At 60.6% G+C, this 23,740-nt stretch carries 22 protein-coding genes; 13 read left to right on the top strand and 9 right to left on the bottom strand.

The window, feature by feature from the left end:
- Positions 1-7 precede the first annotated feature (7 nt).
- The 3 genes from OH720_RS04385 to OH720_RS04375 all read right to left on the bottom strand — a co-directional run bounded on the left by OH720_RS04385 (position 8) and on the right by OH720_RS04375 (position 3,394).
- A complete protein-coding gene (locus OH720_RS04385) occupies positions 8-1,105 on the bottom strand; it encodes an amino acid ABC transporter permease (protein ID WP_057713401.1) in 1,098 nt (365 codons plus the stop codon).
- A gap of 10 nt (positions 1,106-1,115) precedes the next feature.
- Positions 1,116-2,297 (bottom strand): amino acid ABC transporter permease, encoded by a 1,182-nt coding sequence (locus OH720_RS04380; protein WP_272604697.1) that lies wholly within the window; start codon positions 2,295-2,297, stop codon positions 1,116-1,118.
- A 65-nt stretch (positions 2,298-2,362) separates the two neighbouring features.
- Positions 2,363-3,394, bottom strand: a complete 1,032-nt coding sequence (locus OH720_RS04375; protein WP_008054471.1) for an amino acid ABC transporter substrate-binding protein — start codon at positions 3,392-3,394, stop codon at positions 2,363-2,365.
- A gap of 468 nt (positions 3,395-3,862) precedes the next feature.
- Between OH720_RS04375 and OH720_RS04370 the strand changes: the two genes are divergently transcribed.
- The 5 genes from OH720_RS04370 (at position 3,863) to OH720_RS04350 (ending at position 9,211) form a co-directional block, all read left to right on the top strand.
- Positions 3,863-4,519, top strand: coding sequence for an alpha/beta hydrolase (locus OH720_RS04370; protein ID WP_272604696.1), 657 nt, complete (start codon positions 3,863-3,865; stop codon positions 4,517-4,519).
- 98 nt (positions 4,520-4,617) lie between these two features.
- The gene (gene rhlB / locus OH720_RS04365) at positions 4,618-6,108 is read left to right on the top strand and encodes an ATP-dependent RNA helicase RhlB (RefSeq protein ID WP_272604695.1); all 1,491 of its coding nucleotides are present in this window, start codon (positions 4,618-4,620) and stop codon (positions 6,106-6,108) included.
- A gap of 124 nt (positions 6,109-6,232) precedes the next feature.
- The gene (locus tag OH720_RS04360; protein ID WP_272604694.1) at positions 6,233-7,177 is read left to right on the top strand and encodes an ornithine cyclodeaminase family protein; all 945 of its coding nucleotides are present in this window, start codon (positions 6,233-6,235) and stop codon (positions 7,175-7,177) included.
- Between the two features lie 173 nt (positions 7,178-7,350).
- Positions 7,351-8,478 carry an NAD(P)/FAD-dependent oxidoreductase gene (locus tag OH720_RS04355; RefSeq protein ID WP_272604693.1) on the top strand — a complete coding sequence of 376 codons (1,128 nt, stop codon included), beginning with the start codon at positions 7,351-7,353 and terminating at the stop codon, positions 8,476-8,478.
- A gap of 91 nt (positions 8,479-8,569) precedes the next feature.
- On the top strand, positions 8,570-9,211 hold the full coding sequence (locus OH720_RS04350) for a helix-turn-helix transcriptional regulator (protein ID WP_180205767.1): 642 nt from the start codon (positions 8,570-8,572) through the stop codon (positions 9,209-9,211).
- 131 nt (positions 9,212-9,342) lie between these two features.
- Here the strand turns inward: OH720_RS04350 and hmpA are convergent, their stop codons facing one another.
- A complete protein-coding gene (gene hmpA / locus OH720_RS04345) occupies positions 9,343-10,524 on the bottom strand; it encodes an NO-inducible flavohemoprotein (RefSeq protein WP_272604692.1) in 1,182 nt (393 codons plus the stop codon).
- A 156-nt stretch (positions 10,525-10,680) separates the two neighbouring features.
- Between hmpA and norR the strand changes: the two genes are divergently transcribed.
- Positions 10,681-12,231 (top strand): nitric oxide reductase transcriptional regulator NorR, encoded by a 1,551-nt coding sequence (norR, locus tag OH720_RS04340; RefSeq protein WP_272604691.1) that lies wholly within the window; start codon positions 10,681-10,683, stop codon positions 12,229-12,231.
- Positions 12,232-12,337: 106 nt separating this feature from the next.
- Positions 12,338-13,111 carry a YkgJ family cysteine cluster protein gene (locus OH720_RS04335; RefSeq protein ID WP_272604690.1) on the top strand — a complete coding sequence of 258 codons (774 nt, stop codon included), beginning with the start codon at positions 12,338-12,340 and terminating at the stop codon, positions 13,109-13,111.
- A 3-nt stretch (positions 13,112-13,114) separates the two neighbouring features.
- On the opposite strand, the gene OH720_RS04330 is transcribed toward OH720_RS04335, so the two are convergent.
- The gene (locus OH720_RS04330; protein WP_020796706.1) at positions 13,115-13,372 is read right to left on the bottom strand and encodes a hypothetical protein; all 258 of its coding nucleotides are present in this window, start codon (positions 13,370-13,372) and stop codon (positions 13,115-13,117) included.
- 199 nt (positions 13,373-13,571) lie between these two features.
- Between OH720_RS04330 and OH720_RS04325 the strand changes: the two genes are divergently transcribed.
- Positions 13,572-14,546, top strand: coding sequence for a 2-hydroxyacid dehydrogenase (locus tag OH720_RS04325; protein WP_272604689.1), 975 nt, complete (start codon positions 13,572-13,574; stop codon positions 14,544-14,546).
- Positions 14,547-14,723: 177 nt separating this feature from the next.
- Positions 14,724-15,233 (top strand): DUF2165 family protein, encoded by a 510-nt coding sequence (locus tag OH720_RS04320; protein ID WP_272604688.1) that lies wholly within the window; start codon positions 14,724-14,726, stop codon positions 15,231-15,233.
- A 12-nt stretch (positions 15,234-15,245) separates the two neighbouring features.
- Here the strand turns inward: OH720_RS04320 and OH720_RS04315 are convergent, their stop codons facing one another.
- Positions 15,246-16,148 (bottom strand): DMT family transporter, encoded by a 903-nt coding sequence (locus OH720_RS04315; protein ID WP_272604687.1) that lies wholly within the window; start codon positions 16,146-16,148, stop codon positions 15,246-15,248.
- A gap of 138 nt (positions 16,149-16,286) precedes the next feature.
- Between OH720_RS04315 and OH720_RS04310 the strand changes: the two genes are divergently transcribed.
- Both OH720_RS04310 and OH720_RS04305 read left to right on the top strand, forming a co-directional pair.
- A complete protein-coding gene (locus OH720_RS04310) occupies positions 16,287-17,162 on the top strand; it encodes a helix-turn-helix domain-containing protein (RefSeq protein WP_272604686.1) in 876 nt (291 codons plus the stop codon).
- Between the two features lie 147 nt (positions 17,163-17,309).
- Positions 17,310-17,756, top strand: a complete 447-nt coding sequence (locus OH720_RS04305) for a hypothetical protein (RefSeq protein WP_272604685.1) — start codon at positions 17,310-17,312, stop codon at positions 17,754-17,756.
- A gap of 97 nt (positions 17,757-17,853) precedes the next feature.
- Here the strand turns inward: OH720_RS04305 and OH720_RS04300 are convergent, their stop codons facing one another.
- From OH720_RS04300 to OH720_RS04290, 3 genes are all read right to left on the bottom strand, one after another.
- Positions 17,854-20,280 carry a TonB-dependent siderophore receptor gene (locus OH720_RS04300; RefSeq protein WP_272604684.1) on the bottom strand — a complete coding sequence of 809 codons (2,427 nt, stop codon included), beginning with the start codon at positions 20,278-20,280 and terminating at the stop codon, positions 17,854-17,856.
- Positions 20,281-20,510: 230 nt separating this feature from the next.
- Positions 20,511-21,500 carry a FecR family protein gene (locus tag OH720_RS04295; protein ID WP_272604683.1) on the bottom strand — a complete coding sequence of 330 codons (990 nt, stop codon included), beginning with the start codon at positions 21,498-21,500 and terminating at the stop codon, positions 20,511-20,513.
- Positions 21,497-22,063 (bottom strand): RNA polymerase sigma factor, encoded by a 567-nt coding sequence (locus OH720_RS04290; protein WP_272604682.1) that lies wholly within the window; start codon positions 22,061-22,063, stop codon positions 21,497-21,499. Before OH720_RS04290 ends, OH720_RS04295 begins: the two co-directional genes overlap by 4 nt.
- 211 nt (positions 22,064-22,274) lie before the next feature.
- Between OH720_RS04290 and OH720_RS04285 the strand changes: the two genes are divergently transcribed.
- Complete coding sequence (locus OH720_RS04285; RefSeq protein WP_272606396.1) at positions 22,275-22,763, top strand: sigma-70 family RNA polymerase sigma factor; 489 nt, start codon at positions 22,275-22,277, stop codon at positions 22,761-22,763.
- Complete coding sequence (locus OH720_RS04280; protein WP_272604681.1) at positions 22,760-23,698, top strand: FecR domain-containing protein; 939 nt, start codon at positions 22,760-22,762, stop codon at positions 23,696-23,698. Before OH720_RS04285 ends, OH720_RS04280 begins: the two co-directional genes overlap by 4 nt.
- Positions 23,699-23,740 lie beyond the last annotated feature (42 nt).

Genomic DNA, 23,740 nt, shown 5'->3' with positions numbered 1-23,740 from the left:
AGAACTCCTAACGCTTGTGGCCTGTGTCGAGCTTGCGTTCCAGATGCATGGAATAGCGCGACATACCAAAACAGAAAATCCAGAACACCAGGGCGGCGAACACATAGCCTTCAGTGGCCATGCCCAGCCATTTCGGGTCGGCGGCGGCTTGCTTGACGCTGTTGAGCAGGTCGAACAGGCCGATGATGATCACCAGGCTCGTGTCCTTGAACAGCGCGATGAAGGTGTTGACGATGCCGGGGATCACCAGCTTCAGGGCTTGCGGCAGAATCACCAGGCCCATGCTGCGCCAGTAGCCCAGGCCCATTGCCGCGGCGGCTTCGTACTGTCCTTTAGGGATCGCTTGCAGGCCGCCGCGCACCACTTCGGCCACGTAGGCCGACTGGAACAGGATCACGCCAATCAGCGCCCGCAGCAGCTTGTCGAAGTTCATGCCTTCAGGCAGGAACAACGGCAGCATCACCGAGGACATGAACAGCACCGTGATCAACGGCACGCCGCGCCAGAATTCGATGAAGGTCACGCAGACCACACGAATCGCCGGCATGTTGGAACGACGGCCCAACGCCAGGACGATGCCCAGCGGCAATGCACCGGCAATGCCGACGGTGGCGATCACCAGGGTCAGCATCAGGCCGCCCCACTGGCTGGTCGCCACGGCGTCCAGACCCAATACGCCGCCATGCAGCAGGCACCAGGCAATGATCGGGTACAGCACCAGGAAGCTCAGCCCGTACACCGCCTTATGGTGAAAGCGCGAGATGAACAACGGCGCCACGCCGACAATCGCCAGCCACACCGTCAGGTCCACGCGCCAGCGCAGTACCGGCGGGTAGTAGCCGTACATGAACTGGCCGAAGCGCTGCTGGATGAACACCCAGCAGGCGCCCTCCTTGGTGCAGTCGGCCTGGGAGGTGCCGACCCAGTTGGCATCGAGAATCGCCCACTGCAGGATCGGTGGCACCACCAGGTAAATCAGGTAGAACGCAAACAAGGTCAGCAGGGTGTTGAGCCAGCTGGAGAACATGTTCGCGCGCATCCACGCCATCGGGCCGAAGACCTTGGCCGGCGGTGGCATGTCGGGTTTGAAAGTATGAGTACTCATGCGCTATTCCTTACCGCTCGATCAGCGCAATGCGCTTGTTGTACCAGTTCATCAGCAGGGAAATGCTGATGCTGATCGCCAGGTACACGCTCATGGTGATGGCAATCACCTCGATCGCCTGTCCGGTCTGGTTCAGCACCGTGCCGGCGAACAGCGACACCATCTCCGGATAACCGATACCGGCCGCCAGCGAGGAGTTCTTCGCCAGGTTCAGGTATTGGCTGGTCAGCGGTGGAATGATCACGCGCAGGGCTTGCGGGATGATCACCTTGCGCAGGGTCGGACCGTTGCGCAGGCCGAGGGAATGCGCCGCCTCGGTCTGGCCGTGGCTGACCGACTTGATGCCCGAACGCACGATCTCGGCGATGAACGCCGCGGTGTACACCGTCAGTGCCAGGGTCAAGGCCAGCAATTCCGGGATCAGCACCCAGCCACCGACGAAGTTGAAGCCTTGCAGCTTCGGCATTTCCCAGTGCACAGGTGCGCCGAAAATCAGGGCGCACAGGGCCGGGATCACCAGGAACAGCGCCAGGCCGACCCAGAACTTGTGGAACGGCTCGCCGGTGGCTTCGAAGCGCTTGTTGGCCCAGCGGGTCATCAGCACGATGGCGACAATGGCCACGACGATGCTGATCACGAACGCCCAGAACCCATCGGCCATCAGCGCCGCCGGCATGTTCAGGCCGCGGCTGCTGACGAAGAAGGTGTCGCCGAAGTTGTGGCTGTTGCGCGGCCCCGGCATGGTCAGGAATACCGCGAAGTACCAGAACAGGATCTGTAGCAGCGGCGGGATGTTACGGAAAACTTCCACGTACACCGTCGCCACCTTGGCGATGATCCAGTTCTTCGACAGCCGTGCCACACCGACGATGAAGCCCAGGATCGTCGCCAGGATCACGCCGATGAAGGTCACCAGCAAGGTGTTGAGCAAGCCGATGACAAACACCCGGGCATAGCTGTCCGCTTCGGTGTAGGCGATCAGGTGTTGAGCGATGCCGAACCCGGCACTGCGCTCCAGAAAGTCAAAACCGGAGGTGATGCCCCGGTGTTGCAGGTTGGTCTGTGTGTTGTCGAACAGATACCAGCCTAGCGAGACCACCGCGACAATGGTGATGATCTGGAATACCCACGCACGCACTCTTGGATCGCTGAGGCTGAGCCTCTGCTTTGGTGCGCCGATTGAATTTTGCATGAAGTGCCCCGCAAAGAATGGAACAGAACATCACCCGGTGGTTGGCCCACCGGGTGATAGAACCATCAGCGCACTGGTGGTGCGTATTGAATGCCGCCAGCGTTCCACAAGGCGTTCAGCCCGCGGTCGATTTCCAGCGGAGTGCTCTTGCCGAGGTTTTTCTCGAACACTTCACCGTAGTTGCCGACTTGCTTGACGACCTGCACGACCCAGTCTTTCTTCACTTTCAGGTCTTTACCGTATTCACCGTCGGTGCCCAGCAAACGAGCGACGTCCGGGTTCTTGGTGCCCTTGGCTTCAGCCTCGACGTTCTTCGAGGTGATGCCTGCTTCTTCGGCGTTGAGCATGGCGTAGCCAACCCAGCGCACGATGGCCAGCCACTCGTCGTCGCCGTTACGCACGACCGGGCCCAGTGGCTCCTTGGAAATGGTTTCCGGCAGCACCACGTAGTCCTTCGGCGAGGCCAGCTTGCTGCGTTGGGCGAACAGCTGGGATTTGTCGGAGGTCAGTACGTCGCAACGACCGGATTCCAGCGACTTGGCGCTCTCGTCGGAGGTGTCGAAAGTGATCGGGGTGTATTTCAGACCGTTGCCGCGGAAATAGTCGGAAACGTTCAGTTCGGTGGTGGTACCGGCCTGGATGCAGATGGTCGCGCCGTCCAGCTCTTTGGCGCTCTTGACGCCCAGCTTGTTGTTGACCAGGAAGCCGATGCCGTCGTAGTAAGTGATGAAGCCAGGGAATTTCAGACCCATGCCCGCGTCACGGGAGCTGGTCATGGTGGTGTTGCGCGACAGGATGTCGATTTCGCCCGACTGCAGCGCGGTGAAGCGCTCCTTGGCGTTCAACTGGCTGAACTTGACCTTGGTCGCGTCACCGAAGACGGCAGCGGCCACGGCACGGCAGTAGTCGGCATCGATACCGACGATCTTGCCGGTGGAATCCGGAACCGAGAAACCAGGCAGGCCATCGCTGACGCCGCACTGTACGAAACCTTTCTTCTGCACTGCATCCAGGGTCGCGCCCGCCTGAGCGAACCCGCTGACGCCGAGTACTGCGGCTGCAGTCACGACTGCCAGGGTGGATTTCAACATCTTCATTCAAACCTCCAGTTTTGCTCTTGTTGTGTCGGAGCGTGAGTCCAGTCGCACCCTTTTGAGGCGGTGGTGACCCGTGTTGGCTTTTTTGAGGGTCAACCGACGTAGGACCGTAGCCATGAGTCTAGTAGGAGAAAATCCACATAAAGGACAACTCACTTCTCACCAATCGGCCGAACGGGCTGTAGCCCTTTCTCGTTCGCGAAGCCCGTAGCGGCCACTGGCGAACATCCATTACCGGATTTTTTTGCTATCCCACTGCCAACAATGGCCTGATAGTGTTACCGACAGATGTGGGATTTTCGTACCAACATCCCTATAGCAAAGCCCGTACCACACCGACCGCTTAAGCGGTTAAGCGACAGGTCAATAGCAAAACTTGTAACCTTGCGACATCTTCGTAACTGATCAACCAGGCGCGCACTCGCACCTCGCACTCAATGAGCGCGCACGCACATATTTGGAGCAGCCATGACCAATCCCTTGATTCTTGAACCCGTCAAGACCGCAGATGCCTGCGTGATCTGGCTGCACGGCCTGGGCGCCGATCGCTTCGACTTCCTGCCGGTGGCCGAAGCGCTGCAGGAAACTTTGTTGGGCACACGCTTCGTCCTGCCCCAGGCACCGACCCGCGCCGTCACCATCAATGGCGGTTACGAGATGCCGAGCTGGTACGACATTTTGGCCATGAGCCCGGCCCGCGCGATCAATCCCGAGCAACTGGAAGAGTCGGCCAACTGGATAATCGAATTGCTCGAACAGCAGCGCGCCAGCGGAATAGACGCCTCGCGAATTTTCCTGGCAGGCTTTTCCCAGGGCGGCGCCGTGGTTCTACACACCGCGTTTCTGAAATGGCAGGGCCCATTGGGTGGCGTACTTGCCCTCTCTACTTATGCACCGACCTTCAGCGATACGCTGGAACTGTCCGCCAGCCAGCAGCGCATTCCGGTGCTGTCGCTGCACGGCCAGTACGATGACGTGGTGCAGAATTCGATGGGACGTAGCGCCTACGAGCATCTGAAACAGCGTGGTGTCACCGTGACATGGCAGGAATACCCAATGGGTCATGAAGTGTTACCCGAGGAGATTCGCGACATCGGCGTGTGGCTCGCCGAGCGCCTGCGCTAAACAATAATGTTTAAAAACGCCCTTTGATCCATCCCTCTACGCCGCGCCCGATTCTTGCATTACACTGGCCGGCGTACATTCCTTAACCAATTGATGAGATGACCGTGCTCAAAGCACTCAAGAAAATGTTCGGTAAAAGCGAGACTGAGCAACTCGCGCCAGTCCCCAGCGCTCCTTCTCACGCCCCCAGCCACCGCACCGACGGTAGTCAGCCTGGCCGGACCGCCGCCGTAGCGGCACCGAAACATGAGCCTGCGAGCACGCCGGCCGACCAGCCTGCGGTGGTCACTGCCCCCGAGCAGCCACGCAGCGAAACGCCAAAACCTGCCAAACCCCGCCGCGAACCGAAGCCGAAGGCGCCGGTCATCCCGTGGAAACTCGAAGACTTCGTCGTCGAGCCCCAGGAAGGCAAGACCCGTTTCCACGATTTCAAGCTTGCCCCCGAACTGATGCACGCCATCCAGGACCTGGGCTTCCCGTACTGCACGCCGATCCAGGCCCAGGTGCTGGGCTTCACCCTCGCCGGCAAAGACGCCATCGGCCGCGCGCAGACCGGTACCGGCAAGACCGCGGCGTTCCTGATCTCGATCATCACCCAGCTGCTGCAGACCCCGCCGCCGAAAGAGCGCTACATGGGTGAGCCGCGCGCACTGATCATCGCCCCGACCCGCGAACTGGTGGTTCAGATCGCCAAGGACGCGGCCGACCTGACCAAGTACACCGGCCTGAACGTCATGACGTTTGTCGGCGGCATGGACTTCGACAAGCAGCTCAAGCACCTCGAGGCCCGCCACTGCGACATCCTCGTGGCCACGCCGGGCCGCCTGCTGGACTTCAACCAGCGCGGCGACGTGCACCTGGACATGGTTGAAGTGATGGTGCTGGACGAAGCCGACCGCATGCTCGACATGGGCTTCATCCCGCAGGTACGCCAGATCATTCGCCAGACGCCACCGAAGTCCGAGCGCCAGACGCTGCTGTTCTCCGCGACCTTCACCGAAGACGTGATGAACCTGGCCAAGCAATGGACCACCGACCCCGCCATCGTCGAGATCGAGTCGCAGAACGTGGCCAACGAAAACGTCGAACAACACATCTACGCGGTGGCCGGTGCCGACAAATACAAACTGCTCTACAACCTGGTCACCGACAACGGCTGGGAGCGGGTCATCGTCTTCGCCAACCGCAAGGATGAAGTGCGACGCATCGAAGAACGCCTGGTGCGCGACGGCGTCAACGCCGCGCAGCTGTCGGGTGATGTACCGCAACACAAGCGCATCAAGACCCTGGAAGGTTTCCGCGAAGGCCACATCCGCGTGCTGGTCGCCACCGACGTGGCCGGTCGCGGCATCCACATCGACGGCATCAGCCACGTGATCAACTTCACCCTGCCGGAAGTCCCGGACGACTACGTGCATCGCATCGGTCGTACCGGTCGTGCCGGTGCCGACGGTGTGTCCATCAGCTTTGCCGGTGAAGACGACTCCTACCAGCTACCCGCCATCGAAGAAAAGCTGGGACGCAAGATCAGCTGTGAAACGCCACCGACCCATCTACTGCGGCCGATTGAGCGCAAGCGGCCGCACTGAGTGCCGTTGCAAGAACAAGCGCAGCCGGAAACGGACTGCGCTTTTTTTTCGCCCGGAGATTGCCAGAGATAACTAAAAGTCCATAATGGACAAATTAGTTTACGCCAAGCTCCCGGAGCCGACCATGTCCAGCACCCCTTACGTGATCAATCAAACCCAGGCCCGCGAGTTGCTGGCGCAGGTCGACGTGCCGCAGATCCTGCGCAAACTGTTCCGCGACCTGGCCGCCGGGCAAGCCGTGCAGCCGGCACAGCAACTGGTGGAATTTCCCCAGGGTGCCGGCGACTTCATCAACTACCTGGGCGTGCTGGCCGAAGACGGCGTGTACGGGGTCAAGACTTCGCCCTACATCGTCCGTGAACAAGGCCCCCTGGTGACCGCATGGACGCTGCTGATGTCGATGCAAACCGGCCAGCCGCTGTTGCTGTGCGATGCAGGCGAACTGACCACCGCCCGGACTGCGGCGACCACCGCGGTGGCGGTCGACGCCCTCGCACCGCTCAAGGCGAGCCGCCTGGCAATCATCGGCAGCGGCAAAGTGGCCCAGGCGCACCTGCATTACGTGAAAGGCCTGCGCGACTGGCAGAGCATCAGCCTGTACTCGCCAAGCCTGAGCGAAGACCCTGAAACGGTGAGCCTGCTAAAAGGTATCGAACCGCGCCTGAGCATCGCGCAAAGTCGCGAGGCTGCCATCAGCGACGCGGATGTCATCATGCTCTGCACCTCGTCCGCAGGTCCGGTGATCGATCCGTCGACCCTGGGCAAACCGGCGCTGATCACCTCCATCAGCACCAACGCGCCGCGCGCCCATGAGGTGCCGCCGCAAAGCCTCAATGACATGCAGGTATTCTGCGACTACCGTATGACCACCCCGGGCTCGGCCGGCGAGATGCTGATTGCCGCTGAACAGCATGGCTGGGACAAGAACGCGATTGTCGGCGACCTGGCCGACCTGCTCAGCGAGAAGGTGCAGCGCCCCGACTACGACCGCCATGTGTTCTTCCGCTCCATCGGGCTGGGTCTGGAAGACATTGCGCTGGCCAATGCCATCTATCGACTTCAGCGTTAACACTTAACCCTGTGGGAGCGGCGGTGCGACGATTCGACTTGCCCGCGATGCAGACGCCGCGGTCTGCCAGGCATACCGCGGCGATGCAATCGCGGGCAAGTCGAATCGTCGCACCGCCGCTCCCACAGGGATCTTCTACATCAATGGTATCTACGCTTGATCAGGAGACCTTCATGAGCCAAGCAGACTTCATCATCATCGGCGGCGGGATTGCCGGCGCTTCCACCGGTTTCTGGCTGTCGCAGCACAGTCGCGTAATCGTGCTCGAACGCGAGTCCCACCCGGCCTATCACTCCACCGGTCGTTCCGCGGCGCTTTACACCGCCGCCTATGGCACGCCACAAGTTCGCGCGCTGACCCAGGCCAGCCGGGATTTCTTCGACGCCCCACCCGCCGGCTTCTGCGAACACCCGTTGCTGACCCCGCGTGGCGAAATGACCGTGGACTTCACCGGCGATCCGGCCGAACTGAAAAACCAGTACCTGAGCGCCAAGGCCACGGTGCCTGAAATGCAATTGCTCAGCGCCGAAGAGGCCTGTGTGCGCCTGCCGATTCTGCGCCGGGAAAAAGTCCACGGTGCGATCTACGATCCGACCGCCAGCGACATCGACACCGATGCCCTGCACCAGGGCTACCTGCGCGGTATCCGGCGCAATCAAGGTGAAGTTCATACCGACGCCGAAGTCCTGAGCCTGACCCGTGATGCCGCAGGCCTGTGGCAGGTACAAACCCAGGGGCAGACTTTCAGCGCACCGGTGATCATCAACGCCGCCGGCGCCTGGGCCGACAAGATCGGCGAAATGGCCGGTGCCCGGCCACTGGGCCTGCAACCCAAACGCCGCGCGGCGTTCATCTTCGCCGGCCCCGAGGGTGTGGACATCCACCATTGGCCGATGCTGGTCAGCCTCGACGAATCCTTCTACATGAAACCCGACGCCGGGATGTTCCTCGGCTCGCCGGCCAACGCCGACCCGGTCGAACCCCACGACGTGCAACCCGAAGAACTGGACATTGCCATGGGCATCTACCAGATCGAGGAAGCCACCACGCTGACCATCCGCCGCCCGACCCGAACCTGGGCCGGCCTGCGCAGTTTCGTCAGCGATGGCGACTTGCTGTCCGGTTTCGATTCGCAGGTGCCGGGGTTGTTTTGGGTGGCGGCACAAGGCGGCTACGGCATCCAGACCTCGCCGGCCATGGGTCAGGCCAGTGCCGCGCTGGTTCGCGGTGAACCCCTGCCCGAACCCCTCACCCGTTTCGGCCTGAATGCCGGGATGCTGTCCCCTGCCCGTCTGGGCTGACTGTTGTCCTCAGGTGACGCGCCGACTCGATTGCGGCACACTTTCAGCGTCCTGTTTGACGGGGCGCTGAAGCTGCCCGGAGCCCCACTGTATGAACGCACCTGAACAAGACCCGGCCCTGAACGAGACGTCCCTGGACAACTTCCGGGCTATCGCCGATGCCATCGCCACGCTGTTTTTCCCCCACGCCGAGGTGGTGCTGCACGATTTGCGCACGCAAAAGGTCGACTACATCGCCAACAACCTGTCGAAACGGGAAATCGGTGACGATTCGGCATTGGAGGACATGCTCAGCGACGATGTCAGCGAACGCAACATCGGGCCCTACGAAAAGCTCAATTGGGATGGTCAGAAGATTCGCAGCCTCAGCACCGTGCTGCGCGACCGCGAGGGACACCCGCTGGCGGTGCTGTGCATCAACCTGAATATTTCGCTGTTCGAGAATGCCAAGGCCGCGCTGGACCTGTTCCTGTCGCCGACCAAGCTGATTCCGCAGCCCGATTCACTGTTTCGCGATGACTGGCAGGAGCGGATCAACACCTTCCTCCACGCCTGGCTGCGCGAACGCCAGCTGAGCCTGAACCTGCTGACCCGCGATCACAAACGCGAACTGGTGCTGGCCCTGCACGCCGAAGGCGCCTTCAAGGGCAAGAGCGCATCCAATTATGTGGCCAATGTACTGAACATGGGCCGGGCAACGGTGTACAAGCATTTGAAGGAACTCAAAGGCTGAAATACACCGTACATTTGATTGGGAACCCAATGTACCCGTAGGAGCCAGGCTTGCCGGCGAAGGCGCCCGAGAGATCACCTTCGCCGGCAAGCCGTGCCCCTACGGGACGGGTACGCGTATGCGTCCGGTGTTTATTCCAACGCCGCAGCCGGCCCGAAGAACTCGTAACGGCTCTGCTTCTCAGGCACACCCAGCGCCTTGAGGTGACGCTTGACCGCCGCCATGAAGCCTTTTGGCCCGAGGAAGTAAGCGTCCAGGTCACGCTCTTCAGGCAACCAGGCGGCCAGTTGTTCCTGGCTCAACAGCCCGACCTTGTGCGCCGCCGGGCTGACGCCGTCATCTTCGGCATAGCAGTAGAAACGCTTGAGTTGCGGATGACGCTCGGCCAGCCCGTCGATCCAGTCGCGGAAGGCGTGGACGCTGCCGTTGCGCGCGCAGTGGATAAAGTGCACCGGCCGCTCGGTTTCCAGCGCCGCTTCCAGCATGGCCAGGGTCGGGGTGATGCCGACGCCGCCGCTGATCAGCACCAGTGGTTTGTCGCTGGCGCTCAGGGTGAACTCGCCCGATGGCGGGAACAGCTGGATGCTCGCCCCTACATGCAGTTGATCGTGCAAGTGATTGGAAGCTCGCCCGCCGTCTTCACGCTTGACGCTGATGCGGTACTGGCCCTTGTTCGCCAACGCCGACAGCGAATAGTTACGACGAATTTCTTCGCCATCGAGGATCAGTTTCATGCCGATGTACTGGCCAGGCTCGGCAGCCAGGATCGCGCCCTTGTCAGCCGGTTCGAAATAGAAAGAGGTGATTTCCGCGCTTTCCTCGACCTTGGCCACCACGATGAATTCCCGCGCCCCGCGCCAGCCGCCCGGTGCCTGCTCCTTCTGGTCGTAGATGCTGGTTTCGGCACCGATCAGAATGTCCGCCAACTGGCCGTAAGCCGCACCCCATGCCGCAATCACTTCAGGGGTGGCGATTTCTTCGCCCAGCACCTCGGCAATGGCACGCAGCAGGCAGCTGCCGACGATCGGGTAGTGTTCCGGCAGAATCTGCAGGGCTACGTGCTTGTTGATGATCTTGGCCACCAGGTCGCCCAACTGATCGAGCTGGTCGATGTGGCGGGCATACATCAATACACCGTTCGCCAGGGCGCGCGGCTGGTCACCGCTGGCCTGGTGAGCCTGGTTGAACAGTGGACGGACTTCCGGGTACTCGGACAACATCATCCGGTAGAAGTGAGTGATCAGCGCTTCGCCACCGCTTTCCAGCAATGGCACAGTGGACTTGACGATGGCACGGTCTTGAACGCTCAGCATAAGGTGACTCCTGGGCAACGGGGTTTTCTTAACAGTTGCCATATGCTTATCAGTTTCCATGCCAACTATTAAATCGTTATAAATCAATCACTTAATTACACAGTAGTCATTACGACCCACAGCAGGTTATAGTCTTATCGACTACACGGAGTCACTATGACTGCAAAATCCCTGCTTACCGCGCTGTTGCCACTGGTTGCGGATCTGTCCCGCGAACTCCCCGAGGGTGAACGCTATCGGCGCTTGCTGGAAGCCATGCGCGCCCTGCTCCCCTGCGATGCCGCCGCACTGCTGCGCCTTGATGGCGAATGGCTGGTGCCGCTGGCTGTCGACGGCTTGAGCACCGACACCCTCGGCCGGCGCTTCAAGGTTAGCGAACACCCGCGCTTCCAGGCCCTGCTCAGCAGCACAGGCCCCACGCGGTTTGCCGCTGACAGCGAGATGCCCGACCCGTATGACGGCCTGGTCGATGGCCTGGACGATCATCTGGAAGTCCACGATTGCATGGGTTGCCCACTGTTCATCGATGAACGCCCGTGGGGCCTGCTGACACTCGACGCCCTCAACCCGGAACAGTTCGAACCGATAGAACTGGATGCCCTTGAGGCCTTCGCCAGCCTCGCGGCGGCAACCGTCAACGCGGCCGAACGCATCGAGCGCTTGAACAACAGGGTCGAAGACGAACACCAGCGCGCCGAGGTGTACCGCCAGGCCAGCGGCCAGCAAAACCGCGAAATGATTGGTCAAAGCAAGGCCCACAAACGCCTGGTGGAAGAAATCAACCTGGTAGGCGGCAGCGATCTCACGGTGTTGATTACCGGGGAAACCGGGGTGGGCAAGGAGCTGGTGGCCCAGGCCATCCATGCCGCCTCGCCGCGCGCCGACAAGCCGATCATCAGCCTCAACTGCGCCGCCTTGCCGGATACGCTGGTGGAGAGCGAACTGTTCGGGCACGTCCGCGGGGCTTTCACCGGGGCGATGAATGACCGGCGCGGCAAGTTCGAACTGGCCAATGGCGGTACGCTGTTTCTTGACGAGGTGGGCGAACTGTCACTGACGGTGCAGGCCAAATTGCTGCGCGTGCTGCAAAGCGGTCAGCTGCAGCGACTGGGTTCGGACCAGGAGCATCAGGTCGATGTGCGCCTGATCGCAGCGACCAATCGCGACCTGGCCGAGGAAGTGCGCAGTGGCCGCTACCGCGCCGACTTCTATCACCGGCTCAGTGTTTACCCCTTGCTGGTCCCGGCGCTGCGTGACCGAGGGCGAGATGTGTTATTGCTCAGCGGTTTCTTCCTCGAACAGAACCGCTCGCGCATGGGCCTCAACAGCCTGCGCCTGAGCACCGATGCCCAGGCTGCGTTGCTGGCCTACGCTTGGCCCGGCAACGTGCGCGAACTGGAACACCTGATCGGCCGCAGCGCGTTGAAGGCGCTGGGTAATTGCAAGGAAAGGCCGAAGATCCTCAGCTTGAGTGCGACAGACCTCGATCTGCCCCATGGCAGTGTGGAAGTCAGTGCCGAGCAACCCATTGCCGCTGCCATGGAAACGGTGACGGGCGATTTGCGCGAAGCCACCGAGCGTTATCAGCGCCAATTGATCGGCGCCTGCCTGGAACGACACCACCACAACTGGGCGAGCGCTGCCCGCGAGTTGGGACTGGACCGGGCCAATCTCGGGCGGATGGCCAAGCGCCTGGGAATGAAATAAGCACCGGGCGGTGATCGCTGCGAGTGGCGCATAACTTGCTTCGAGAGCAACCTTTGCGGCGGCATTCTGTCGCCGCTTACTGCCCCCGGATGCGACTGGCTGTTCAATGAATACGACGTTTTCCTGTGTAGGCTGTGGCAAATGCTGCAATGACCACCACGTGCCCCTGACCCTGGCCGAAGCCCGGATGTGGGCGGCCGACGGTGGCCAGGTGATCGTGCTGGTGGAAGCCTTCCTGAGCAATGGCCTGGGCCTGCCGGCGCAACAACGCGAGCACGCCGAACGTCGCTCGGCAGTGGTGCGCAGCGGCGCCTGCGAGGCTTATGTCGCCATTACTTTTGCCGCCTACAACCCCGGCGCCTGCCGCCATCTTGACCAGGACAACCTGTGCCGCATCTACGAACGCCGGCCGTTGGTGTGCCGCATCTACCCGATGGAGATCAATCCGCACATTCCCTTGAACATCGCCGTCAAGGAATGCCCTCCGCAATCCTGGGAACAGGGACCGCAACTGATTGTAGGTGGCCAACTGGCGGACCCGGAACTGGCGCAACTGATCCAGCGCTCTCGCCAGGCGGATCGCGAAGACATCCACATCAAGGATGCGGTATGCGCGTTACTGGGGATTCGAACGACCGCCCTCAAGGGCGACGGATTTACCGCTTACCTGCCGGACATGACCGAATTCGCCACGATCATCGACGAATTGGACGGGCAGACGTTACCGGCATGGGAAAGCGAATGGCAGTTTCATGTGTCGGGGGACGATGTCGCCGGACAGGTATTGGCAGCGGGTGCGCAGGTGGTGAACGAACCACCCGCTGACTATGCGTTCATTTCGCTGGCGAAGACCCAGGCCCAAGCGCTGGAAAAAACCTGAAACCTAACGCTTGCCCATCGAACGGCGAGTACCCGGAGGTGCCATCCCCGGGGTCTTGGTGTGGCCATTCTTGGCGCCGTTCTTGTACCACGGCTGGCTGGCGTCCTTGGTGGCCTGCAGCTCACCCGGCTTGAACGGGAACTTGAACGCCGGGATCGCGGTTTTGGTCTCGCTGTCAGCGCTGGAGTCGACGCTGTCTGGCAGCTCTGCCTGCTCGTCGCTCAAGGCGTCGGCTACCGGCGGTTGTTTCGGGGAAGTCATGAAAAGCTCCGGGTGATGCACACTGTGTCGGGCCCGGTCAGCGAGCCGCGAAAGACGCCAGTATAACGGAACGGCAGCCATAAGCTTCAAGCTGCTCGCTTCAAGTTAAAAGCGCTGCGGGTAGCTTTTAGCTTGCGGCCTGTCGCTTGAAGCTTGTAGCTTTCCCCACATCCTCCTCCGCCCGACGAGCCCTGTACCCATGAAAAAGACTGTCCTCGCCTTCAGCCGCGTCACGCCAGAAATGGTTGAACGCCTGCAACAAGACTTCGACGTCATCGTTCCGAACCCGAAAAAGGGTGACATCAGCGCCCAGTTCAACGAAGCCCTGCCCCATGCCCACGGCTTGATCGGGGTCGGCCGCAAGCTCGGTCGCGCACAACTGGAAAACGCCGCCAGCCTGGAAGTCGTGTCCAGCGTCTCGGTGGGCTATGACAACTATGACGTGGCCTATTTTAACGAGCGCGGGATCATGCTCACCAACACCCCGGACGTGCTCACCGAAAGCACCGCCGACCTGGCCTTCGCCTTGTTGATGAGCAGTGCACGCCGCGTCGCCGAGCTTGACGCCTGGACCAAGGCGGGTCAATGGCAAGCCACCGTCGGCGCCCCGCTGTTCGGCTGCGATGTTCACGGCAAGACCCTGGGCATCGTCGGCATGGGCAACATCGGCGCGGCCATCGCACGCCGTGGGCGCCTGGGCTTCAACATGCCGATCATCTACAGCGGCAACAGCCGCAAGACTGCGCTGGAACAGGAACTCGGCGCGCAGATGCGCAGCCTGGACGAGCTGCTGGCTGAAGCCGATTTCGTTTGCCTGGTGGTCCCGCTCAGCGAGAAAACCAGGCACCTCATCAGCCATCGCGAACTGGCCCTGATGAAGCCGAGCGCGATCCTGGTGAACATTGCCCGTGGCCCGGTGGTGGACGAGCCGGCACTGATCGAAGCGCTGCAAAACAACCGCATCCGCGGCGCCGGGCTGGATGTGTATGAAAAAGAACCGCTGGCCGAGTCGCCGCTGTTTCAATTGAAAAACGCCGTGACCTTGCCGCATATCGGTTCGGCCACCCATGAAACCCGCGACGCCATGGCCAACCGCGCTCTGGCGAACCTGCGCAGTGCCTTGCTGGGCGAGCGCCCACAAGACCTGGTCAATCCGCAGGTCTGGAAAGGCTAATTGAACAATGGCACGTCTGGCTGGACGTGCCACTTTCCCTGACATCAAGCGACTTGCTATTTGAATAACGCAAACGACATAACTCGCAACGCAGTCTCCGACTGAACTTTCCTGAACAGCTATAAACTTCGAGTCATTAAAGAAAGCACCAGACGTGCACTCGGAGAACGTACCCACATGAACAAACTCACTACCGCCTCCGTAACAAGGCGGAGCAAAATAATTATTGTTTTGACAGCGGCATTATTTGGGCTGATGACCATCGCTAACAATATCTCCGATTATGCGGCATATGCCGACTACATCGGGCGCATCATCAGCATGAGCGACACCGAGGGCAACGACTCCCGGCGCTACAGGGCGATCACCTCCAACATGTTTCATCATCGCTTTTACTGGGCGATCATTTCGCTCGAGATCATTTACACTTTTAGTTGCCTGATAGGGACCTATCAGCTCTGCCGAAAGGTCGCTGCACCACGCAACGAGTTTCACGAAGCAAAAAAATTCGCCATCGCTGGTCTTGCGATTGGTATTTTTGTTTATCAGGCTTTATACGTCATCATACTCAATGAATGGTTTGACCTGGATTACTCTGCTCATCGCAATACCTACACTTGGGCAGAAAACAACATTCAATACATGTTTCTCGGCCTGATCTATCTCACCGCAGTGAAAGACCGCTGAACAGCCTGCCGCTCAGGCCAGCTTCCCCGCCACGGGCCTGGCGCTCGTCCCGGGCTTGCGAAACACCAACACGTTGCCCAGCATGACCATCACCAGGCCCACGAGCGCCGGGGGCGTCCATTGGTAGCCTTCGGCAAATGCCGAGACATTCAGCGCCACCACCGGAAACAGCACAGTGCAATAGGCCGCACGCTCGGGGCCCATGCGCCCGACAAGGGTCAGGTAGGCCGTGAAACCGATGACCGAACCGGGAATTACCAGGTACAGCAGCGAGCCGATGTAGCGGGTGTTCCATTCCATGTCGAACGGGATTCCCTTGACCAGGCACCACACCGACAACATCGCCGCGCCGTAGGCCATGCCCCAGGCATTGGTTGTCAGTGGCTTGAGCCCGGCCTTTTGTTGCAGGCTCGACAGCATGTTCCCCGCCGAGAAGCACAAGGTGCCGCACAGGGCCAGGCCAAGGCCGAGCAAGGTTTGCGGGCTGGTGGTGTGACCCGCCAGTTCGGGCCAGAACAACAGGCCCAGGCCGAGCAAGCCCAGCGCGCCGCCCATCAGCACATTGCGGGCGATTTTCTGAGCGAAGAACACCCGTGCGTTCAGCGCATTCCACAGCGTGGCCGTGGAAAACACCACGGCCACCAGGCCGCTGGGGATCCACTGACTGGCGGTCAGGAAACACATGAAGTTGACGCAGAACAGGCACAACCCCTGCGCCAGGCAAATCAGATGCCCACGGCGGTTCATCACTTGCAGGCGGCGGCTGAGCAGCAAGATCACGAATAGCACCAGTGCCGCCAAACCAAAGCGATAAACAATGGACACGGGAATCGCCACCACGCCCAGTTGCCATTTCAGGGCAATCCAGGTGGTGCCCCAGATCAGCACAGTCAGCAAGTACAACGAAAGGTTCATGGCAAAGGCTCCTCGATAGGCGCCCAGTGTCCTGCGCCGCGTTGCGCGGCACTTGCATAATCTTGCGCTTTTGTCAGGCGACGGGCTGGCAGGCAGGTGTCTACGGAGTAGGATGCAAGGCGTTGGAGAGAAACGATCATGCCCGCACTGGAATCCCTGCAAGTCTTTCAAGCCCTCAACCGCTCGCCCAATGCTCGCCTCGAGCATAGCGCCGAGCTCGGTGACGGATTGGCAGCAGCCTTGTGGAACAACCACCACGATGCCCAGGACTACGAAGCGCCGAGCCACCACACGCTGTCCTGCTACATCGCTGGCGGTACCGGGACCTTCCGGCGTGACCAGCCGGGCACCAAGGGCGGTCCGGACAAGCTGTGCATCCTGCCGGCCGACCATCAGTCAGGCTGGGTGATCAATGGCGACATTCGCCTCGCCCACCTGTATTTCAGCCCTGAACAATTTGCCCTTGGCTGCGTCACCCTGCTCGATCGCGAACCACGGCAACTGCAGTTGCGTGAGCAAACTTTTCTGGATGACCCACAACAGGCGTTGCGCTTTCGGCACTTGATCAGCCTCAACTGGGACGAACCCGGAGAACGCTTGCTTACCAGCAGCCTGGCCCATGAAATGCTCGCACACGCCCTGCTCAGCCAGGTCAGCATGCGTCCCGGCTTGCGCCTCAAGGGTGGCCTGGCCGCGCATCAGCGGCGGCATCTGGTGGAATTCATCGACAGTCAGTTGGCCGAAGCCATCAGCCTGGGGCAGTTGGCTGCGTTGTGTGCATTATCCGAATACCACTTTGCGCGGATGTTTCGTGAGAGTTTCGGTTTGCCGCCCCATCAGTATGTGCTGGCGCGGCGCTTGAGCCGGGCGCGGGATTTGCTGCGCACCACCTTGCAGCCGTTGGGGGAGATTGCATTGGCGTGCGGGTTTGCCAGTGCCAGTCACTTTACCAACCGGTTCAGGCAGGCGCTTGGTGGAACGCCAGGAGAATATCGGCAGGCGTTTTTACGATAAAAAGAGAAACTTCGATTACTTTCAATACAAAAATCAATCTTGTTTATTTCGAAATACAATCAAATATAACAAGACCCTAGTATTTCTGACAGTACCCACTCGCCACCCGGACAAGTAATACTCCCCCCTCACCAAGGAGTTTATATTATGTCCACAACAACCGGTAACACTGAAGCATTCACCCTGAACAGCGAAACCAATGGAGCTAAAACCGAAGGCTCCGCAACGATCAACCTTGCAAGCTACGGTAAAGACTTTTCTTTTGCGAACGTCTCCACCAGGCAGGATACATCCCTGTTTGAAATATTCGCCATCAACGACGATAAGTCCTACGGCTTGACACTTAAACTTCACAAGAATTTTGATGAGAGCGAGGATTCTCTCCGCGCTGTATACCAAATGCATTTCTGGGCAAGACAAACCGATGACAGTCACTATGTTTATGCTCTCGTCCACGACAAAGCTGGCCGGATCCGCATCAAGCTAAATGATGACCGAAGCATTAATGAAATTGACTTTAAACTTAACCTGAAATTCGGAGTCGACGGACCGCTGGATTGGTCAACGGGGCAAATCAAACTCAATAGTAAATAACGCTCGCCCCGCCCATCTCGCCGTCCTTGCCAGCAGCACGACAAGGACGGTGTGATTCAGAAACAAAAAACCGCTAACCCCCACTGCACAGCCGTCGTCAAAATTCCAAGGTGCTCGACAACGTCACCTGCCGCGAATCCCCCATCGACACAAAGAACCGGCTCGCCGCCGAGGTGTAATACGTGCGGTCAAACAGGTTCTTCACGTTGAGTTGAAACTTGAGCCGCTGCCCATCGAGTTGAGTGTCGTAGGTGGCAAACGCATCGGCGACGGTATAGCTCGGCAGGTCGAAATCATTCACGGCATTGCCCGCTCGCTCCCCGACATAGCGCGCCCCGGCGCCAACCCGCAACTGGTCGCCACCGATGACGCTGCCGAAGTCGTACACCGCCGACAGCGAGCCGCTGTTCTTCGCCACGTTCTGCAGCTGATTGCCTTTATAGACCGGGTCTTCGGTGACCTCGGCATCGGTGTAGGCATAACTGCCGATCATGCTCCAACGGTCAGTGAGCTGGCCGCTCAAGTCCACTTCCAGGCCACGGGAACGCACTTCGCCCGCCGCACTGTAGAGGGTCACCGGGCCTTCGGCGTTAGCCACCAAAACGTTGCGTTTCTTGATGTCGAACAGCGCAATGTTGCCCGTTACGCGGCCCGGCATTTCCAGCCGGGCTCCCACCTCCCACGACTTGGCTTCTTCCGGCGCAATGCTGCCATCGAGCACGGTGCTGCTGCCGCTCAATGGCGCAATGGTCGAGTTGGGTTTGAACGATTCGGTGTAGCTGCCATAAAACGACAGTTCGTTGGTGTAGCGGTAGACCAGACCGGCGCGCGGCACCCACTTCTGCCCGTTGCTGTCGGTGTTGGCCTTGAACGGCACGCCTTTGCCTGCGTACTGGTCGTATTCCTGGAAACGTCCGCCCGCCACCAGGATCCATTGGTCGGTGAGGTGGATCGAGTCCTGCAAAAACACCGAATCGCTGCGCAGGATATCGGTTTGCGCACTGTCGGCCGGACTGACCGTGGTGCCCGGGACTTCGCGGCCATACACCGGGTCGAGGTAGCTGAAGGTGGTCAGGCTTTTCTGGCGGATCAGGTCGGCGCGGTAGATCTTGCGGTATTCGTCATCGATCCCGAACACCAGGTCATGTTGCATACCGGCGACATCGACCTTGCCTTCAAGGCTGGCGGTGGTGAAACGGTCGGTGCTGATGGCATTCTGCGTGCCGTCCATACTGCGCGTCAGCGTGCCTTTGCTGGTGTCGATGGCGGTCACGCGCACCTGGCTGGCGTCATAGGTCTCGCGATTCCAGCTGTAGCCGAAATGGGCTTTCCAGTTGTCGTTGAGGTCGTGATCGGCCTGGAAGTGGTACAGGTCGGAGCGCCCTTCCATGTTGTTGAACGGTTCGTCGAGCCGGCGATCACGGGGGATGTCCAGTGGATGATTGTCACGCGGATCGATCACCGTGCCACGGTCGAACGGGGTCAGGAACTCCCGGTGTTCATAGGCGAACGTCAGCTGGGTGCTTTCACCGAACCAGGCCAGCGACGGCGCCACCAGCGTCTCGCGGTGCACACCGTAGTTGCGCCAGTACTCTTCGTCTTCGTGGTCCAGCACCATGCGGTAGGCGAACCCGGAGTCGCCCAGGGCGCCCGTGCTGTCAAAGGTGCCGCCGCTGCCGTTCTTGCCCTCGCCATAGGTCGAGCCACGCAGGGTCAGGGCGTTGTAGGGATCAAGCTCCGGCTGCTTGCTGACCATGTTGACCACGCCGCCGGGATCCTGGATGCCATAGAGCAACGAGGCCGGGCCCTTGAGCACTTCGACCCGGTCCACAGTCGCGTTCAGGCCCCGCCCCTGCACCACCGGCATGCCGTCGCGCATGATCGAGCCATTGCGGTTATCGCCGAAACCGCGGGTCATCACCGAATCCTGGGTGCTGCCCAACGTGTTGCCCTGGGTGATGCCGCTGACGTTCGCCAGCGCGTCATCCAGATTGCGCGGGGCCTGGTCGCGAATGACCTGGGCCGGGACGACGTTGACCGTCTGGGGAATTTCCTGCAGCGGCGTCGAGGAACGCATCACCGAGCTGGTGGGTGGCGGCTGGTAGCTGGTGGACTGATCCATCACCGAGGTGATGGTGGTGGCGCCCAGATTCAACGCGCCCTCGGTCGGTAGTGGTTCCAGGACCATGGTGTGGCCGTCGATGCGGCGCGAGGTCAAGCCGGAACCGCTGAGCAACCGCTGCAGGGCCTGTTCGGCACTCAACTGCCCGTTAAGCGCCGGGGCAGTGAGGCCGTAAGGCGCTTCATCGGTGTAGACCACGCTGATACCGGTGACGTGACTGAAGTCGCTCAAGGCCTGGGGCAGCGGTTTGGCAGCCATCGAAAAGCTGAACAGCGTACTTTGCGCGGTGCCGGCCTGCGCGGCCATCGCCCCGTTCAGCGGCAGCAGCGTCAACGCCGCGAAGCTCAACGCAGACACACCCAACCATTGTTTGACCGAACCCGATATTGCCCTGGACTTCATGACTCATGACCTGTGTAGAACCGCAACGGATGCGAATGACTCGCAGTTTCAGTCAGTACACGGATGGCGTTTTGTTTTACCTCAGCAGAAAGTTGAAAATATTTTTGTTGGGAGATGAGGTGTTTGATCTGACGCCTTCGCGGGCAAGCCTCGCTCCTACAGAATTTGCGTAACCTTTGTAGGAGCGAGCGATGCGGCGACCCGACTTGCCCGCGAAGGGGCCAATCGCCTCAGCGCAAAATAATCAGATGCCCCAGAACCTGGTGTTGCTCAAACCCCAACACCCCCTGCAATGAACTCAACACTGCCTGCGGATCCTTGCTCGGAAAGCTGCCGCTGACCTTGCGCTTCGCCAGCTCATCATTGAGCACCACGATCCTTCCCGGGTAATACCGCCGCAGATCCTCCACCACATCTGCCAGCGTCGCCTTGTAGTAAGTGAGCCATCCCTGGCGCCACGCCAGCTGCGCTTCGCTGTCCACCGCGTGGAGTTTTTCTGCCGAGCCTTCGCCGTAAACCACTTGCTGGCCGGCCGTCAGGATCTGCTGGTCCGAGTGGTTGTCGGCCGTCACGCCAACCCGACCCGACAGCACCGTTACCTGCGCCCCACGGGGCTGCAGTCGCACTTCGAACTGGGTGCCGAGCACCCGCGCCTGGCCCTTCTCGGCGTCGACCACAAAGGGCTCGCCGGTGTGGGTCACATTGAAAAATCCGGCACCGCGGCGCACCTGTACATGCCGCTCACCAGCACTGAAATCCACGGCAATCGCACTGTCGGCATCCAGGGTGACCTGCGATTGATCGGCCAGGGTGACGGTGCGGATTTCCCCCGGCGCTGAGACATAATCGGCGCCCAAATCGTCGACCCAACGCAATGGCTGCCGACCGCTGCCGAGGCTGATCAGCAGCAGCAGGCAAGCCGCCATGGCCAGCGCACCCGACCAACGCCGAACGTTGCTGCGCCGTGAGCGATCCATGGCGTTGAGGTAACCCTGCAAGGCCAGCGCGTTCTCATCGGCAAGCGTGCGCGCCGGCACTTCGCTCAACTCCCACAGCACTTGCGCACGGGCGTACGCCTCGGCATGGGCGGGGTCGGCCTGCAACCAATGACTGAAAGTGGCCTGATCACCGCTGCTGGGCTGGTCATGCAACAGACTCAGCCAAGCCAGCGCTTGTTGCTCCTGAGCGGGCGTCGGCATGACGCGTTCGATGTCATTCACTGTGCTTTCCCTGGCGTGCGCGGGTCGGGTTCCCGAAGGCTGGCCTTGCAGGCTTCGAGCGCGCGCATCATATGTTTTTCCACGGCACTCTGGGACAGGCCCATGGCCTTGGCGATCTCGGCGTACTTGCGGCCATGGATGCGATTGAGCAAAAAAATCTGCCGCGTACGTTCTGGTAACGCACGCAACGCCGCTTCGACGTGGCGCAGATCGTTGCCGGCTTCCAGCGCTGCTTGCGGCTCGCTGCCCACGCAGTGCACCGGTTCAGCCATCAAACCTTCGTTGGCCCGCACCCGCGTGCCTTCACTGCGCAAGTGATCGATGGCGATGTTGCCGGCGCAGCGCAACAGATAGGTGCTGAGTTCTTCAACTTGCACCAGAGGGCGTCGCCAGAATCGCACGAACAAATCTTGCACCAGGTCCGCCGCCGTCGCCCGGCAACCGACGCGACGGCTCACCAGCGCTTCCATTTGCGAACGCTGGGAGAGAAACACCTGGAGAAAATGCGCACGGTCGCCGCGTGGTTCTGCGTGCTCGATCTCGGGAGATTCGGGGGAGGTCATCGATTCAATACTGCGCCATAGCGGCAATCGGGTGAGGCCGCATGAACGTCATGCGGCCAGCAAGACGCAATACTAATGATAAATATTCTCATATGCAAAGCTGTCGGGTGAAATCAACAGGGCGAGTTGATTGCCGGAGGTTGTCTTAAACCATTACAATGCGAACAATTCTTGTTCTCTAACGCATCCAGATGCGTCCCGAGTGATCCAGTTGCCGCCAGCCCATCCAGTCGAAACCCTCTACAACGCCCACCACAGTTGGCTCAACGGTTGGTTACGGCGCAAGCTCGGCTGCCCTGACAGCGCCGCGGACCTGGCCCAGGACACGTTCATGCGCGTGCTGACGGCGCGGGAAGCGCCACAGATCGTCGAGCCGCGAGCATTCCTCACTACCCTCGCCAAACGCGTGCTGTCCAACCATTACCGCCGTCAGGATCTGGAACGCGCCTACCTGCAAGCGCTGGCGCAAATGCCGGAACTTTTCGCGCCGTCCGAGGAAGAAAAGGCCATCATCCTGCAAACCCTGGTAGAGCTGGACCAGTTGCTCGACGGCCTGCCGCGCCTGGTCAAACGTGCGTTTCTCCTGGCACAGGTCGATGGCCTGACTTATCCACAGATCGCCGCCGAACTGGGCATTTCCATCGCCACGGTCAAGCGTCACCTGAGCAAAGCGGCCATGCGCTGTTACTTCGCCCTATGAACACTCCAGCGGACTTTTCCGGCCAAGTCGCCGAGCAGGCCGTGCACTGGCTGATGGAAATGCAGCAAGGGCCGTTGAACCCGCGCCAGCAACAGGCCTGGCAACGATGGCATGACGCGCACAGCGAGCATCAACGGGCATGGGCGCATATCCAGCGGGTGAACCAGCGACTGCGCGGTTTATCGTCGCCGCTGGCGCACGCCGCACTGAACGCGCCGACATCCGCCAGTCGGCGCCAGGCACTGAAGCTGCTGCTGATTCTCGGCGCGGGCTCGGCGCTCACCTGGGGCCTGCGTGAACACAACGTGTTGCCCCCCTTGCTGGCCGACTACCGCAGCCCTGTCGGCCAACGGCACACAGTGCCATTGGGCAGTGGCGATCAGTTGCAGCTCAATACTGCCAGCTCGGTGGACGTGCGCCTCGAAGGCCCACAGCGGCTGATCCGTTTGCTCGAAGGCGAGATTATGCTCACCGCCCGCCAGCCATTCCAGGTGCGGACTGCCCATGGCCTGCTGAATACCCAAGGGGCTCGCCTGAACGTGCGGCAGTTTGCCGACCACACCCAAGTGGCGGTGTTCGAAGGCCGCGTCGAATTGACCCCCGATGGCGGTTCACCGTTGATGCTGCCCAGCGCCCGGCAGCTGGGCTTTGGCGCAAAAGGCGTTGGAACGGCCTTGCCCCTGGATGCCAACAGCGGTGCCTGGACTGACGGCATGCTGGTGGCGGCGCACATGCGACTCGGTGATTTTCTCGAGGAGCTCGGCCGCTATCGACGCGGACAACTGCATTGCGACGCGAAGGTCGCTGACCTGCTGATCTCCGGGACTTATCCCCTGGATGACAGCGAACGAATCCTGCAATTGCTGGAGATCAGCCTGCCGGTGAAGGTGAGGCGCTTTACGCGGTACTGGGTGTCCGTCGAGGCACGGGCCTAGCTGGAGATCATTCCCACGCTCCGCGTGGGAACGATCAATGAG

It is taken from the genome of Pseudomonas sp. WJP1 (assembly GCF_028471945.1).
GTDB lineage: Bacteria > Pseudomonadota > Gammaproteobacteria > Pseudomonadales > Pseudomonadaceae > Aquipseudomonas.
The sequence above is the reverse complement of the archived record's forward strand: the minus strand, read 5'-3'. Positions and strand labels throughout refer to the sequence as shown.

Bases quoted from the DNA above. Each gene is read 5' to 3' on its own strand.
- OH720_RS04385 (WP_057713401.1), bottom strand. From the start codon at position 1,105: ATGAGTACTCATACTTTCAAACCCGACATGCCACCGCCGGCCAAGGTC.
- OH720_RS04335 (WP_272604690.1), top strand. From the start codon at position 12,338: ATGAATACGACGTTTTCCTGTGTAGGCTGTGGCAAATGCTGCAATGAC.
- OH720_RS04305 (WP_272604685.1), top strand. From the start codon at position 17,310: ATGTCCACAACAACCGGTAACACTGAAGCATTCACCCTGAACAGCGAA.
- hmpA (WP_272604692.1), bottom strand. From the start codon at position 10,524: ATGCTGAGCGTTCAAGACCGTGCCATCGTCAAGTCCACTGTGCCATTG.
- OH720_RS04375 (WP_008054471.1), bottom strand. From the start codon at position 3,394: ATGAAGATGTTGAAATCCACCCTGGCAGTCGTGACTGCAGCCGCAGTA.
- OH720_RS04300 (WP_272604684.1), bottom strand. From the start codon at position 20,280: ATGAAGTCCAGGGCAATATCGGGTTCGGTCAAACAATGGTTGGGTGTG.
- OH720_RS04320 (WP_272604688.1), top strand. From the start codon at position 14,724: ATGAACAAACTCACTACCGCCTCCGTAACAAGGCGGAGCAAAATAATT.
- OH720_RS04350 (WP_180205767.1), top strand. From the start codon at position 8,570: ATGAACGCACCTGAACAAGACCCGGCCCTGAACGAGACGTCCCTGGAC.
- OH720_RS04290 (WP_272604682.1), bottom strand. From the start codon at position 22,063: ATGACCTCCCCCGAATCTCCCGAGATCGAGCACGCAGAACCACGCGGC.
- OH720_RS04325 (WP_272604689.1), top strand. From the start codon at position 13,572: ATGAAAAAGACTGTCCTCGCCTTCAGCCGCGTCACGCCAGAAATGGTT.
- OH720_RS04330 (WP_020796706.1), bottom strand. From the start codon at position 13,372: ATGACTTCCCCGAAACAACCGCCGGTAGCCGACGCCTTGAGCGACGAG.
- OH720_RS04360 (WP_272604694.1), top strand. From the start codon at position 6,233: ATGTCCAGCACCCCTTACGTGATCAATCAAACCCAGGCCCGCGAGTTG.
- OH720_RS04370 (WP_272604696.1), top strand. From the start codon at position 3,863: ATGACCAATCCCTTGATTCTTGAACCCGTCAAGACCGCAGATGCCTGC.
- OH720_RS04380 (WP_272604697.1), bottom strand. From the start codon at position 2,297: ATGCAAAATTCAATCGGCGCACCAAAGCAGAGGCTCAGCCTCAGCGAT.
- OH720_RS04355 (WP_272604693.1), top strand. From the start codon at position 7,351: ATGAGCCAAGCAGACTTCATCATCATCGGCGGCGGGATTGCCGGCGCT.
- OH720_RS04280 (WP_272604681.1), top strand. From the start codon at position 22,760: ATGAACACTCCAGCGGACTTTTCCGGCCAAGTCGCCGAGCAGGCCGTG.
- rhlB (WP_272604695.1), top strand. From the start codon at position 4,618: ATGACCGTGCTCAAAGCACTCAAGAAAATGTTCGGTAAAAGCGAGACT.
- OH720_RS04310 (WP_272604686.1), top strand. From the start codon at position 16,287: ATGCCCGCACTGGAATCCCTGCAAGTCTTTCAAGCCCTCAACCGCTCG.
- norR (WP_272604691.1), top strand. From the start codon at position 10,681: ATGACTGCAAAATCCCTGCTTACCGCGCTGTTGCCACTGGTTGCGGAT.
- OH720_RS04315 (WP_272604687.1), bottom strand. From the start codon at position 16,148: ATGAACCTTTCGTTGTACTTGCTGACTGTGCTGATCTGGGGCACCACC.